The following is a 12793-nucleotide window of genomic DNA, read 5'->3' on the forward strand; positions in this document are numbered from 1 at the left end:
CACAGCGGGTGGGGCGTCGCCGAAACCGGTCAGTCCGCAGCGCCTTGAAGGCCCCAACCGAACGGTAACCGACCCCCATGAGCTTCTCCCTCTTCGGCGCCATCTCCAACGACATCGCGATGGACCTGGGGACCGCCAACACCCTCATCTATATGAAGGGCAAGGGCATTGTTCTGAACGAGCCGTCGGTGGTGGCGCTTCGGAACGTCGGCGGCCGCAAGATCGTCCATGCCGTGGGCATCGAGGCCAAGCAGATGCTGGGCCGGACCCCGGGCCATATGGAAGCCATCCGTCCCATGCGCGACGGGGTCATCGCCGACTTCGAGGTCGCCGAGGAGATGATCAAGCACTTCATCCGCAAGGTGCATAACCGCAAGGGTTTCGTGAACCCGAAGATCATCGTCTGCGTGCCCTCGGGTGCCACGGCGGTGGAGCGCCGCGCGATCAACGATTCGTGCCTGAACGCCTCGGCCCGCCGCGTCGGCCTGATCGACGAGCCGATGGCCGCCGCGATCGGTGCCGGCCTGCCCATCCACGAGCCGACCGGCTCCATGGTCGTCGACATCGGCGGTGGCACGACCGAAGTGGCCGTCCTGTCCCTGTCCGGCATCGTCTATTCGCGCTCGGTCCGCGTCGGTGGCGACAAGATGGACGACAGCATCATCAGCTACATGCGCCGCAACCATAACCTCCTGATCGGTGAGACGACCGCCGAGCGGATCAAGAAAGACATCGGCACCGCCCGGATCCCCGCCGACGGCGAAGGCCTGTCGATCGAGGTCAAGGGTCGCGACCTGATGCAGGGCGTGCCCCGCGAGGTCCGCATCTCCGAGCGTCAGGCCGCTGAGGCTTTGGCCGAGCCGGTTTCCCAGATTATCGACGCTGTGAAGGTCGCTCTCGAGGCCACCCCACCCGAACTGGCTGCGGACATCGCCGACAAGGGCATCATGCTCACCGGCGGCGGGGCCCTGCTGCGCGGCCTGGACGCCGAGATCCGTGACCACACCGGCCTGCCGGTCTCGGTCGCCGACGATCCTCTGTCCTGTGTGGCCATCGGCTGCGGTCGGGTTCTGGAGCATCCCCGGTGGATGAAGGGCGTGCTCGAACTCGGCCCTTTAAACCGAACTTCGCCAACAGCGGCCGTGGCCCCCGATTACAATGTAATCGCTGGTTTCAATGTGGCCCGCTTTTTGCGATAGGCTGCGCATAGCAGCGGGAGGGATCCTGCTGATTCTGACCTCTTTTGGAAGGCAAGGCCGTGGCGTTTCGCGACGGACCGTTCGAGTCACTGAAAGTGCCGCTGGCGTGGACCGCCGCGGTTGTGGTCGTGGTCGCCATCATTGCATCCATCTTGATGATCGTGGCCGATCGTCGCCACGAGGCGGCGGGGGACAGCTACGGCACGGCGCGTGCCGGCTTTGACGCCGGTGCCGGACCCGTCAACGGCGTCCTGGCCTGGCCGGTTCGCTGGGCCGGGGCCGCCACAGACTATGTAAAGGGCTATTTCTTCGCGGTTTCCGAAAACCGCCGGCTGCGGGCCCAAGTCGCCGAACTGGAGCCGTGGCGCGATCAGGCCATTGCCCTGAAGAACGTGAACGCCCGCTATGAGGCGATGCTCGGACTGCGCACCGAGCCGCCGGTCGCCATGGCGACGGCGCGGTCCATCTCGGAATCGCGCGGACCCTTCGTCAATGCGCGACTGCTGGACGCCGGGGCCTCGCGCGGGGTCCGGGTCGGCAATCCGGCCATCAATGAGGACGGACTGGTCGGGCGCGTGATCGGCGTCTCCGGCGGTGTGAGCCGGATGCTGCTTCTGACTGATGTCTCCAGCCGGATCCCGGTGCTGGTTGACCGGACAGACGCTCGGGCCATGCTCAGTGGCGACGGATCCGGCAATCCGAGACTGGAATTCGTGCGGGGCGACGACGCGGTGCAGGCCGGTGACCGCATTCTCACCTCCGGCGACGGCGGCGGCCTTCCGCGCGGCCTGCCGATCGGCGTCGCGGCCAAAGGCATCGACGGCTCGTGGCGGGTCAAGCTGTTCAGCGACCGCGGGGCCATCGACTATGTCCGCATCCTGCTGTTCCAGGACTTCGGCCAACTGGTGTCGTCTGAGAGCCTGAATGCGTCGCCTCTGGCCGGGCTGCCGACCGCTCCGGCCCCTTCGGCCGAGGCCGTCGTGGCGATCGGCGATGCGGCCGCCCGGCGGGCGCGTGCTCCGGTCACCGCACCGACGCGCGCCGCAGCCTCGCCGACGGCTCCGGCCGCACCGGCGGCCGCGACCCCGGACCCGTCTCCGGCGGAGCGCGCAGAGTGAGACGGTCAATGACCGTCCGCGTGGTCGGGCCGGCCCAGTGGGTCTTCTATCCGGCGCTGGTGGTCATCGCGATCACGGTCATCCTGGCCACGCCGGTCGAGCTGTTCGGCTTGAAGTTGCCCGAGCCGGTTCTGCCCCTGGTCCTTGCGTTCGCCTGGCCGTTGATCCGGCCGTCCATGGTCGCGCCGGCCGTTCTCTTCGGGCTCGGCCTGTTCCTGGATCTATTCTGGGGCGGAACCCTGGGCCTCTGGCCCCTGTGTCTCCTGTCGGTCTATGGCGTTGTCCTCGCCTCCCGAAGTCTCCTGGCCGGCCAGGAGACCCAGATTCTGTTTGTCTGGTACGCCACGTGCGCCCTTGTCGCCTTCCTTCTGGCGTATCTGATCGTCACTGTGATTACCGGGCGCGCGCCGAGTCTGCTGTCCCTTCTGGGCCAGGTGATTCCGACGCTGCTCCTCTTCCCTGTAGCCGACTGGATGATCCAGCGGTTCGATGATGGCGACACGCGGTTTCGATGAGCAGCGAGCCCTCGATCTTCTTCTCGGACGTCAATGAACGGCAGGGCTCGTTCCTGCGCAGGACCTTTATCGTGGGCGGTCTCACCGCGCTCGGCATCACCGCCCTGACCGTCCGTCTGGCGCAGCTGCAGCTGGTTCAGGCCCAGGAATACTCGACCCTGGCCAGTCAGAACCAGTTTAACTTCCGAATGGTCCCGCCGCCGCGCGGTCGCATCCTTGACCGCAACGGCGTGGTCATCGCCGGCAATCGGCCCAGTTTCCGGGTCCTGGTGATCCGCGACGAGACCAAGGATCTGGACCAGACGCTGGACCTTCTGGGCCGGCTTCTGCCCGACACGCTGGACCGGCGACGCGCTATCATTCGCGACGTCAACGCCGCACCCCGGTTCAGCCCGGTGGCAGTCAAGAGCGACCTGTCCTGGGAAGAGTTCGCCAAGGTCAATATGTACGCCCCGGAGCTCCCGGGCGTCATGGCCGACATGAATGAGGCGCGGTACTATCCCTTCACGGGGGCCTTCGCCCACGTCATCGGCTACGTCGCCAAGGTCAACGACCGGGACATCCAGGCCATCCGCGACAAGGGGGAAGAGCCGGAGCAGATCCTGTTCAACCCCGGTTTCCGTATCGGCCGCACGGGCGTGGAAAAGGCTCTGGATTCCGACCTTCGCGGTCAGGCCGGCGGCAATCGCGTCGAGGTCGATGCGCGGGGGAGGGTGGTCGCCGAGGATGTCGGGGGATCCCGCCCGGCCATGCCGGGCAAGGATGTCGTCCTGACCCTGGACGCCGACATCCAGAACAGGGCCCTGGAAGTGTTCGGCGAGGAGGCTGGCGGCTGCGTCGTGATGGATGTGCGCAACGGCGACATCCTGGCCATGGTGTCGACACCGTCCTTTGATCCCAATCTGTTCGTCAGCGGTGTCCCGACCCGCACCTATGCGGCGCTCCGTGACTATGAGCGCCGCCCCCTGACCGACAAGGTGATCGACGGGACGTTCGCCCCGGGATCGACCTTCAAACCCGTGGTCGGCCTTGCGGCCCTGAAGCGGGGAGTCAGCCCGGATCGCCGGATCGTCTGCACGGGCGGCTATTACCTCGGCCGCCGGTTCGCGTGCCTCGGTCGCCACGGATCGCTGGATATGCGCGGTGCGATCAAGGCGTCCTGCAACGTCTATTTCATGACCCTGGCGGTCGAGATGGGACCCGACGCGATCGCCGAAACGGCGCGCGACCTCGGGCTGGGCCATGTCTTCGACATCGGCATTGACGGCCAGAAGCCCGGACTGGTGCCGGACCGGCAGTGGCGGCTGGAGAATCCCGTGCGCGGCGACGGGAAATGGTATCCGGGCGAAACGCCCAGCTATGCGATCGGCCAGGGCGCGCTGACGGTCAATGCCCTGCAACTGGCCGTCTATACCGCGCGCCTCGCGAACGGGCGCAAACAGGTGATGCCGCGCCTGATCAAGTCGATCGGAGGGGTGGACCAGTCTCCCCGGGCCGCGTTCGCAGACCTTCCTTACGACCCGGAACTGGTCAAGGTGCTCAGGGACGGAATGGAGGCCGTGACCGATGTTGGCGGGACCGGCTTCAGAAACAGCCAGCTTGGGCTCGGCCCGGTCCGGATGGCGGGCAAGACAGGAACGGCCCAGGCCCGGAACTATGGGGCGGGGTCGCGCAAGGGGGCGGGACGCCCGTGGCGCGAGAAAGACCATAATCTCTTCATTGCCTACGCCCCGATCGACAACCCCCGCTATGCCGTGTCGGTGATCGTCCAGCACGGCGGCCTGGGCGGCGGGACGGCCGGAGCGCCCCGCGCACGGGAAGTCATGCGGGTCGCCCTGCTCAAGGACCCTGAAATCCGCGCGCGCATCGAACAGTCGGGCTTTGCCGAGGCGTCGCTCGAACCGGCTCCGCCGCAGGATGTGCCAGATGCGGAGGCACCGGCGTCCACGGTCGCGCCTGAAACACCCGCTGGTCCACAACCCTATGTGCCGGAGAGCCCCCAGTGACGGCATCCGCCCTGACCCGTCCCGGCGAGCGGGAGCGGTTACCGGTCAAGATCAGCCAGCTGGACTGGCGGCTGGTCGGTTTGCTGTGCATCGTCGCCTTCGTCGGCACGGCCATGCTTTATTCCGTAGCCGGCGGGTCCTGGCAGCCGTGGGCGATGAACCACGCCATCCGGTTCGGCCTGTTGCTGGTGGTGATGCTTGGCCTCGCCATGCTGCACCCGAAGTGGTGGTTCCGGGCAGCCTATCCCCTGTACGGCGTCCTTTTGCTGTTCGTTCTAATGATTGAGTTCACGCCGCTCGGCTATGTGGCCGGGGGCGCGCGGAACTGGCTTAACCTGGGCTTCATCCGCATCCAGCCCGCCGAGTTCATGAAGCTTGGCCTCGTCCTCGCGCTGGCCCGCTGGTACCACAGCCACACCGCCCAGGAGGCGCGCTGGTCGTGGAAGCTGCTCATCCCGACCGGCATGATCGCCGTTCCTTTCCTGCTGGTGGCCAAACAGCCTGATCTGGGGTCGGCTATGGTCATCGGCCTTACCGGGGCAGCGATCATGTTCTTCGCCGGCCTCAGCTGGCGCGTTATTGCCGCAGGCGCGGCTGCGGCCGTCGCCGTGATCCCGCCCTTTGTCATGTTCGGCATGCACGACTACCAGCGCAATCGCGTGCTGACCTTGTTCAATCCGGAGTTTGACCCGTCCGGCGCGGGCTACAACATCATCCAGTCCAAGATTGCGCTCGGCTCCGGGGGCCTGCTCGGCAAGGGATATGGCCTTGGTAGCCAGAGCCAGCTGGAGTTCCTGCCCGAGCGGCAGACGGATTTCATTTTCTCGACGGTTGCCGAGGAGTTCGGCTTCCTCGGCTCCTTTGGCGTTCTCGCCTGCTACATCGCCATCATCCTGATCGCCCTGCGCATCGCCTCGCTGGCGCACAGCCATTTCGGCCGTCTGGCCGCAGCCGGCATGATCGCCTTCTTCGCGGTCTTTGTGCTGGTCAACGGGGCGATGGTGATGGGCCTGGCCCCGGTGGTCGGCGTGCCGATGCCGCTGCTCTCCTATGGCGGGTCCTCGATGATGACCGTGATGTTCGGCTTCGGGCTGATCCTGTCCACCAGGGTCCACCGCTATGCCGAACTCCCCAAGGGCAACAGCCTGATCTGATCGTCAGCCTGCCGCCGTCCGCGCCTTTTGAAGCCTCGCCTCAAGGGCCTCGCGGTCCATGCCGTGTTTTGTGACCAAGTCGGCCTCTTTGCGGTCAAGCGCGTCGCGTCGCGCCTCGAGGGCTCGTCTCTCCTTCGTCTGGGCTTCGTCGAGGGCGGAAAGCTCGGCCTCCAGCACCTTGAGGCGTGCCCTGGCCGCGCCGTTCGAGGGTTTGGGTTTGGCCGGGGTGAGCTTGCCTACGTCCACTGACAGACCGCGAGAGATCACGGTGCCGGGGGCGGCAAGGGCGGCGTCCCGGTCCGGGCCGTTAGCGGCCTCCCGGGCCAGGCCGGTCTTGAACAGGTCCTGACCGACGCCCCAAGCCTTTAATGCCGCCGGGCGCGAGGGAGCCGCCACCGTGAAGGCGTGAAACCCGTCCGACCATGCAAAGACTTTCAACCGGGCTGCCATCGGGATCGGCTACGCCCGGCGACGCCTGTGGTTCCGCTCAGAGAGACGCGGCCCAGTCCGTCGCGCGGACCAGACTGTCAACGATGCCGGGTTCGCTTGAGGCATGACCGGCATCCGGCACGATGTCCAGCCGGGCTTCGGGAAACTCGCGGCTAAGGGCCCAGGCGCTCGCGATCGGGGTGACCACATCAAATCGGCCCTGGGCGATCCAGGTGGGAATGTGCCGGATTCTGGCGATGTTCTTCAGCAGCCAGCCTTCTTCCGGGAAGAAGCCGCCGTTGACGAAGTACCAGCATTCAATCCGGGCGAAGGCGACGGCGAAGGCCGGTTCCGCGAACTTGTCCGGGCGGGCCGCCGGTCCCTCGACGCTGACGGTTTCACCCTCCCAGCTTGACCAGGCGATGGCACAACGTTCACGCTCGGCCCGGTCGTCTCCGACGAGCCTCTTGTAGTAGGCCCCCATGAGGTCATGGCGTTCGTCTTCCGGGATCGGGGCCAGGAACCGCTCCCATGCGTCCGGGAAGATCATCGAGGCCCCGTCCTGATAGAACCAGTGCAGTTCCTTCTTCGTCAGGAGGAAGATGCCGCGCAGGATGAGGGCCGCGACCCGTTCGGGATGAGTGATGGCATAGGCGATGGACAGGGTAGAGCCCCAGGATCCGCCGAACACGACCCACCGGTCGATCCCGCAGCGCTCTCGCAAACGCTCGATGTCGTCGATCAGCGTCCAGGTGGTGTTGTCTTCCAGCGAGGCATTGGGCCGGGACTTGCCGCATCCCCTCTGGTCGAACAGGACGATGCGATAGATCTGGGGGTCGAAATAACGGCGCATGCCAGGATTGACGGCCCCGCCCGGGCCGCCATGCAGCACCAGAACAGGTCGACCCTGGGGATTGCCGCACTCCTCATAGTAGATTTCGTGGGGCCCCTCGGTCTGCATCCAGCCCGAAGCGAAGGGCTCCAGCTCCGGATACAGTTCGCGGCGAGGCGTCACAGGTTCAGGGAAGGCCATGCGGAACTCGGAACTTTCAACGGAAGGGTCAGGCGTCGGACTGTGAAGGGCGCAGGGTGGCCCCGGCGAGAACCAGCCAGCCCAGAATCATCAGGATACCCCCGATGGGAGCGACGGCGCCCAGGATCGGAAGGTTGAGAAGGCCCAGCAGGCTGACCGCGAGACAGAACACCAGTCCGCCGGTGGAGGCCAGCCAGCCGGCCAGACTGGCGAGGGGAATGAGGGGGGCCAGGCCGGCACAAATCAGCGCCAGAAGGGCATGGGCCAGCTGGTACGAGGCACCGGTCGTCAACAACGTCTTGATCTGGGGCCCGGCACCATGCGCACCGAAGGCCCCGATGGCTACGGCAAGCGCGCCGTTGAGGGCCGCGAATGCCGCCAGCTGACGATTCCAGATCATTGCTCAACCTATCCCACGAATTGGCCGGCGTCTGCTATCGGGTGGGGATGAATCCCTCCCGTCTCATGGCCTTGCAGTATGTGCTGCTGTTCGGTGCCACTGGCGTCAGTCTGCCGTTCGCCGGCCTCTGGTTCCGGGCCCAGGGGTTCACCGGCGCGCAGATTGGCCTGTCTCTGGCGGCACCGATGCTGGCGCGTATCGTGACCGGCCCCCTGATCGCCGTCTGGGCGGACGGATTTCAGCGACGGCGCTCGCCGCTGGCCATCCTGGGGCTCGTCGCCGCGCTCGGCTATGCCGGGGCCGGTCTCACCGAGGGTGTCTTACTTCAGGGCCTGCTCTGGTTCGTCGGAGCCACTGCCATGGCCGGGCTGATTCCGCTGACGGACGTGCTGACCTTGGCCCTGGCGCGGCGTCACCGGTTCGATTTCGCCTGGCCAAGAGGCTTTGGCTCCGCCGCTTTCGTCGCCGCCAATGTGCTGATGGGCGTGGTGCTGACCCGCGCCTCGATCGACTGGATCATTGTCTGCATTGCCCTGGCAGGGGCGCTCATGGCGCTTGTCGGCGCGACCCTTTTGCCGGCCGAGCCCGTCACGGAGGGACGTCGCGCTGCAGGGCGGGAACGGTTCGCCGGGCTCGGGCGGCTGATGGCCAGTCCGACCTTCATGATGGCCATCCTTGCCATCGGCCTGGTTCAGGCGACGCACGGCTTCTACTACGGCTTTTCGGCCATCGCCTGGACGGCCCAGGGCCTCGATGAGACCACCACCGGCTTGCTGTGGGCGACCTCTGTCGTCGTCGAGATCGCCTTCATGTGGTGGGTCGAACCCTGGCGGCGGCGGCGCGGGATCGGGCCGTGGCCGATCCTGATCCTGGGCGGGATCGCAGCCGTCGTGCGCTGGACCGCGCTGGCCGTCCTGCCGCCGCTGTGGTTGCTGTGGCCGCTTCAGGGGCTGCATGCCCTGACTTTCGCCGCGACCTATCTGGCGGGGATCGAGATCATCGAGAAGCTGGCCCTGCCCGGTGAGCACACGGCCGCCCAGACCCTGAGTTCAGTCATGGCTTCAGGCGTGCTGATCGGTCTCGCCACTTTGGCGGCCGGTCCCCTGTATGACATCATGGGGGTGCGGGGCTATCTGGCGATGACTGTCATGGCTCTGGCCGGTCTGGCACTCGCGGTGCGCCTTCGCCGGACCGGAGTCCTCTAGCCCAAGCGTTCGCGCGGCATGAGCGGCAGATGCCGGGCGATCGCATCGGCGGCCACAGCTACACCCCTGCGGGCCTCTGACGGTTCCAACGCCAAGGGCACTCGCAGGAGCGCTACCGCCGGCGCATCGGCGTCATCGGGCAGGGCCGTCAGGATCCGGTACAGCAGATGGCTGCCTGCATCCTCCTCACTGTCGGAGGTGGCCGCCGCCGCCAGACCCGCCTCGTTCAGGGCCTGGACCATCTCGGATACCGGTGCGGTCGTACGGGCGAGGGCGGGTGCGGTGTCCGACCATTTGGCCGGGCCGGTGAGTCCGCGGTTCTCCGCCCGCATCTGGACCCGGAATCCATCACTGCGGCGGGTTCTCCCGACCAGTAGCACCGCCTGGCACTCGGCCTTCGCAAGCTTGTGGCTGATCAGGTCAGCGAGCGCGCCCGGATCGTCCGCCCCGACGGTCAAGGTCCGGGCCGAACCGGAGTCCGATGGTTGTCCATCTGCATCGCCTGCCGCCAGCCCGGCAGGATCATGGGGGTCATACGAACAGACGAGGATCGCGGGCCTGCGGTCCGGCCCTTTCTCGGTGCGATTATTCAACATGAACCCTGCAGGTCGCGTGACGATGGCGTGACAGCAGCCGACCGTGTCGGCATGCGGGTGCTGGCGTCAAGCCAAAACCCTCAGTGGGATGGCGACGCGGCGGCGGTCGTCCGCTCAGGCCAAGTCACCCACGGCAGCGTCGAGCAGCATGAAGGCCCGGCCTGCGTCTGTCGCCAGCGTTGACAGCACCGCACCGGCCCCGCCCGTGCGGCCGTGCTCGCCGAGACGCTGGGAGAAGGTCCGGACATACTGCTCGGCATCGGCCCGGAGCTCCGGATCGCTCATCACCCGGCGCGAGACGCTCCGCACCGCCGCCGGAGCGACGCGGCGGACGATCTGCCGGGCCCGGTCGGGATCCCGCTCGGCAAAGGCCACAGCCGCTTCCTCGACCCGCGAGCGCGGCAGCAGGGCATTGGGATCAACACCCATGCGCCGGATCGCCGCCGTGATCCGCTCCGCCAGTCCATCGACCTCGGTCGGCATGACGGGGGTGTCGAGGTCCATCGGCGGTTCGCCCGGCCCGTCGTCCACCAGATCGCTCCAGTCCAGCCGGTCTGAGGCCGCTGGTGCCGCCCGCCGACCGGCATCGTCCGCAGTCGGAGCCAGTTTGAGCCGGCCCCGAAGGCCGAAGCTGCGGTCGCGTTCAGTCTCGGTCTCCGGCGTCACCGGGCGGTTACGCTCACGATCCGCGAAGCCCGCCGTCGCTCCTGCATCGTCGGCAGGGTCGCGTCGACGCATCGGGGCACCGCTGTCACCGGACACCACGCCCATCAAGCGAACCGCCTCGGTCAGCATGTCATAGTTGCGGCGGACGCGCTCCTGGAAGCCGGCGTCCAGCGCCGCTGTGTCCTCTGCCGCCTTGCGGGACGCAGCGCCCAGGGCCGCCAGCCCTTCCTCGACCGTGACCCGGACGGCCTCGGCGCGGGCACGCGCCTGTTCAGGCAGTCGCGACGCGCGTTCGTCCAGATCGCCGATGGCGCTGTCGACCTGGGCGAGGGCCTCGGTCATGCGGGCCAGGGTGGTCTCCAGCTTCTGGATCGCCCGGTCTCCGGCCTCGTCGACCAGTCCCACGGTCTCGCCGACGATCCTGCGCGCGCCCTCGACCCGGGCGTCCGCCGCGTGATCGGCCTTCTGCGCGGCGTCGAACAGGGCCTCGCCCAGGCGATCCGCGCGGATCTGGGCCTGACCTGCGGCGTTGTCGGCGGCCAGCCGGCTTTCCTCGGCCGTCGCCTTGAGGACGGCGAGGGACCGGCGTGTTTCCTCGACCAGAGTGTCACGTGCCTCGGCGGCCAAGGCCTCGAACCGGTCGAGGGACAGTTTGGTGGCCGCGTCGAAGCCGTCCGCCTCGCGCTGCGAAAGGTCGACCAGCGCCCGGAACTGGTCCGTCGCGGCCTCGACCAGCTCGCGCAGGCCCTCCGTGGCCTTGACCGTCGTGTCGTCCAGACGACCGGCGGCAGAGCGGGTGGCGGACAGCTGTTCGGTCAGCTGGGCCCTCTGGCTCTCGACCTGGGCCGAGAAATCCTCCTGGTCGGTGCGCAGGGCGTAGGCGGCGGTCACCAGCGCGGCCCGCTGCTGGCCCAGACCCTCCTCGACGGACTGGATCTGTTCGGCGACACCGGTTCCGGCGTTCTCGAGGCGCAGGGTCTGGCGGGCCAGATCGTCGGCGGCCATCCGTGCGGCGTCCTGGGCCTCCCCGGCTGCGGCGGCCAGGTCGGCGGCACGGGCGGCCAGCGCGGCCTCGGCTTCCCGCAACTGGGTTTGAGCCAGGTCGGAGGCGTCGACGATCAGGCGTGACTGACGCTCCACCGCGTCGAGCACGCCCGTCGCCTGGGTGTCCAGACGCCCGGCGAGGATCGACATCTGCTCCCGTTCGCGGCCCAGCTGTTCCGTCAGCCGCCGCGCCGTCCGCCCGGCGTTCTCGGCGGCTTCATTCAGTCGCTCGGTCTCCTGGGCCAGGGCCTGCCGCAGGAAGGCCATGTCGTGCCGGGCCCGCTCGGCGGCCAGGGCGGCCTGATCGATGTCGTTGCGGAGCGCCGACAGCACCTGACCGGTCTGCTGGGCGGCCAGGGCCGTCGGGGCGACCAGAGCCTCCGCCAGCTCGCGCGCCCGACGGATCTCGGACGCCACGCCGGCACCCTGACGGACCGCATGGGCCAGAAGCACAGACAGCCCGGCGGGGGCCAGGGCCATCAGGGCATAGAGCGCCATCTGGAGCGGCTCGGCGGCAACGTCGCCGGAACCGATCTCATAGGCCGCCCAGGCGGCGACACCGGCGACCCACAATGCGGCGGCGACGCCACCAATCAGATAGGTCCGCCCCATGGTCGGGGCCGGGGCGGGAAGCTTCGCCACCGTCGACGGCGGAGGCGAAGGCTCATACGGCGCTGGGGGCGCATCCGCGCTCTCGGTGAAGGCCAGGGGCCGGCTGGCGGACGCGGCTGGCGCTGGCTCCGGAAGCGCCGCGGGTGCCGGCGGTGGTGCGGGCGCAACCGTCTCGGGTGCATCCCGGGGAAGGGGAGGGGGGCCATCGAACTCAACCGCCCGCTGCTCCTGCTCCGCCAGCCGCCGGCGACGGCGCTCGGACATCGGCCGTTCGCGGGCCGGGGCGGCCTCGACAGCGGACACGGCCTCCAGGCTCTCCGACTCGACGGGTGGCAGGCTGGCAGGCGTGGCCGGTTCCGGATCGGACAGGGTCAGTGGAGGCCGTTGGCGGGACTTCATGGGGCGGGATTCTCAGGTGGGCGAACGCACGACGCGAGAGACGCGCGCCATCGGACCCTAGACCATTTTTCCCGCAGGGCGACCCGCACCGGATTCAAAAAATGAGCGACTGCAGTGTCAGAGCCCCGGCCGCAGCCCGGCTTGTCAGCAATCTGCGGCGCGCCGTGCCTTCACCAAAGCAGGCGCTTCAGCAGTCCGGCAGTCGCTGACGCGATGGACTTCGCGATCGGCTGTGGCGGACGTCAGGTCCACGCCGAACTGGGCCAGTGCAGCTGCGGCCAGCAGGGCGATGAAGCCAGCCAGCAATTCGATCAGCGCCTGCATGCCAGCTTCCCCCTCATTCCCGGCACCTTATGCCCTGTTTTGGCGTCTCCGGCAATCTGGCGGCTCCTGGGCCATTGACCCGCGCGCCTGCGG

Annotated in this window: 11 protein-coding genes and 1 pseudogene; 6 read left to right on the forward strand and 6 right to left on the reverse strand. The window is 67.9% G+C overall.

The genetic code is table 11. From position 1 onward, the window contains the following. Window positions 1–77: 77 nt before the first annotated feature. From SJY26_RS09585 to rodA, 5 genes and pseudogenes are all read left to right on the forward strand, one after another. Window positions 78–1106, forward strand: a pseudogene (locus tag SJY26_RS09585) (rod shape-determining protein); the annotation flags it as partial. A gap of 152 nt (window positions 1107–1258) precedes the next feature. Next, entirely contained in the window at window positions 1259–2317 is a 1059-nt protein-coding gene (gene mreC, locus SJY26_RS09590) for a rod shape-determining protein MreC (RefSeq protein ID WP_396592830.1), read from the forward strand. Window positions 2318–2325: 8 nt separating this feature from the next. After that, window positions 2326–2832 carry a hypothetical protein gene (locus tag SJY26_RS09595; protein ID WP_396592831.1) on the forward strand — a complete coding sequence of 169 codons (507 nt, stop codon included), beginning with the start codon at window positions 2326–2328 and terminating at the stop codon, window positions 2830–2832. Beyond that, complete coding sequence (mrdA, locus tag SJY26_RS09600) at window positions 2829–4838, forward strand: penicillin-binding protein 2 (RefSeq protein ID WP_396592832.1); 2010 nt, start codon at window positions 2829–2831, stop codon at window positions 4836–4838. Before SJY26_RS09595 ends, mrdA begins: the two co-directional genes overlap by 4 nt. Further along, window positions 4835–5992, forward strand: coding sequence for a rod shape-determining protein RodA (gene rodA, locus SJY26_RS09605; protein ID WP_396592833.1), 1158 nt, complete (start codon window positions 4835–4837; stop codon window positions 5990–5992). Before mrdA ends, rodA begins: the two co-directional genes overlap by 4 nt. Before the next feature lie 3 nt (window positions 5993–5995). Here the strand turns inward: rodA and SJY26_RS09610 are convergent, their stop codons facing one another. Genes SJY26_RS09610 through SJY26_RS09620 form a run of 3 tightly spaced genes read right to left on the reverse strand, consistent with a single transcriptional unit; the run spans window position 5996 to window position 7854 of the window. Continuing rightward, window positions 5996–6430 carry a hypothetical protein gene (locus SJY26_RS09610; protein ID WP_396592834.1) on the reverse strand — a complete coding sequence of 145 codons (435 nt, stop codon included), beginning with the start codon at window positions 6428–6430 and terminating at the stop codon, window positions 5996–5998. 49 nt (window positions 6431–6479) lie between these two features. Beyond that, window positions 6480–7454 carry a prolyl aminopeptidase gene (gene pip / locus SJY26_RS09615; RefSeq protein ID WP_396592835.1) on the reverse strand — a complete coding sequence of 325 codons (975 nt, stop codon included), beginning with the start codon at window positions 7452–7454 and terminating at the stop codon, window positions 6480–6482. A 28-nt stretch (window positions 7455–7482) separates the two neighbouring features. After that, window positions 7483–7854 (reverse strand): DUF423 domain-containing protein, encoded by a 372-nt coding sequence (locus tag SJY26_RS09620; protein ID WP_396592836.1) that lies wholly within the window; start codon window positions 7852–7854, stop codon window positions 7483–7485. A gap of 47 nt (window positions 7855–7901) precedes the next feature. Between SJY26_RS09620 and SJY26_RS09625 the strand changes: the two genes are divergently transcribed. Continuing rightward, window positions 7902–9059: an MFS transporter gene (locus SJY26_RS09625; protein ID WP_396592837.1), complete on the forward strand. Its 1158-nt coding sequence runs from the start codon at window positions 7902–7904 to the stop codon at window positions 9057–9059. On the opposite strand, the gene SJY26_RS09630 is transcribed toward SJY26_RS09625, so the two are convergent. From SJY26_RS09630 to SJY26_RS09640, 3 genes are all read right to left on the reverse strand, one after another. Further along, window positions 9056–9655 (reverse strand): hypothetical protein, encoded by a 600-nt coding sequence (locus SJY26_RS09630; RefSeq protein WP_396592838.1) that lies wholly within the window; start codon window positions 9653–9655, stop codon window positions 9056–9058. The genes SJY26_RS09625 and SJY26_RS09630 overlap by 4 nt on opposite strands. Before the next feature lie 114 nt (window positions 9656–9769). After that, a complete protein-coding gene (locus SJY26_RS09635) occupies window positions 9770–12376 on the reverse strand; it encodes a tipN (protein ID WP_396592839.1) in 2607 nt (868 codons plus the stop codon). 144 nt (window positions 12377–12520) lie between these two features. Then, on the reverse strand, window positions 12521–12700 hold the full coding sequence (locus tag SJY26_RS09640) for a hypothetical protein (protein ID WP_396592840.1): 180 nt from the start codon (window positions 12698–12700) through the stop codon (window positions 12521–12523). Window positions 12701–12793: the final 93 nt, after the last annotated feature.

Source organism: Brevundimonas sp. R86498 (assembly GCF_044598075.1).
GTDB lineage: Bacteria > Pseudomonadota > Alphaproteobacteria > Caulobacterales > Caulobacteraceae > Brevundimonas.

Coding starts and splice junctions, on each gene's coding strand:
- SJY26_RS09630 (WP_396592838.1), bottom strand. CDS start 9,655: ATGTTGAATAATCGCACCGAGAAAGGGCCGGACCGCAGGCCCGCGATC.
- SJY26_RS09640 (WP_396592840.1), bottom strand. CDS start 12,700: ATGCAGGCGCTGATCGAATTGCTGGCTGGCTTCATCGCCCTGCTGGCC.
- SJY26_RS09620 (WP_396592836.1), bottom strand. CDS start 7,854: ATGATCTGGAATCGTCAGCTGGCGGCATTCGCGGCCCTCAACGGCGCG.
- mrdA (WP_396592832.1), top strand. CDS start 2,829: ATGAGCAGCGAGCCCTCGATCTTCTTCTCGGACGTCAATGAACGGCAG.
- pip (WP_396592835.1), bottom strand. CDS start 7,454: ATGGCCTTCCCTGAACCTGTGACGCCTCGCCGCGAACTGTATCCGGAG.
- SJY26_RS09625 (WP_396592837.1), top strand. CDS start 7,902: ATGAATCCCTCCCGTCTCATGGCCTTGCAGTATGTGCTGCTGTTCGGT.
- SJY26_RS09635 (WP_396592839.1), bottom strand. CDS start 12,376: ATGAAGTCCCGCCAACGGCCTCCACTGACCCTGTCCGATCCGGAACCG.
- SJY26_RS09595 (WP_396592831.1), top strand. CDS start 2,326: ATGACCGTCCGCGTGGTCGGGCCGGCCCAGTGGGTCTTCTATCCGGCG.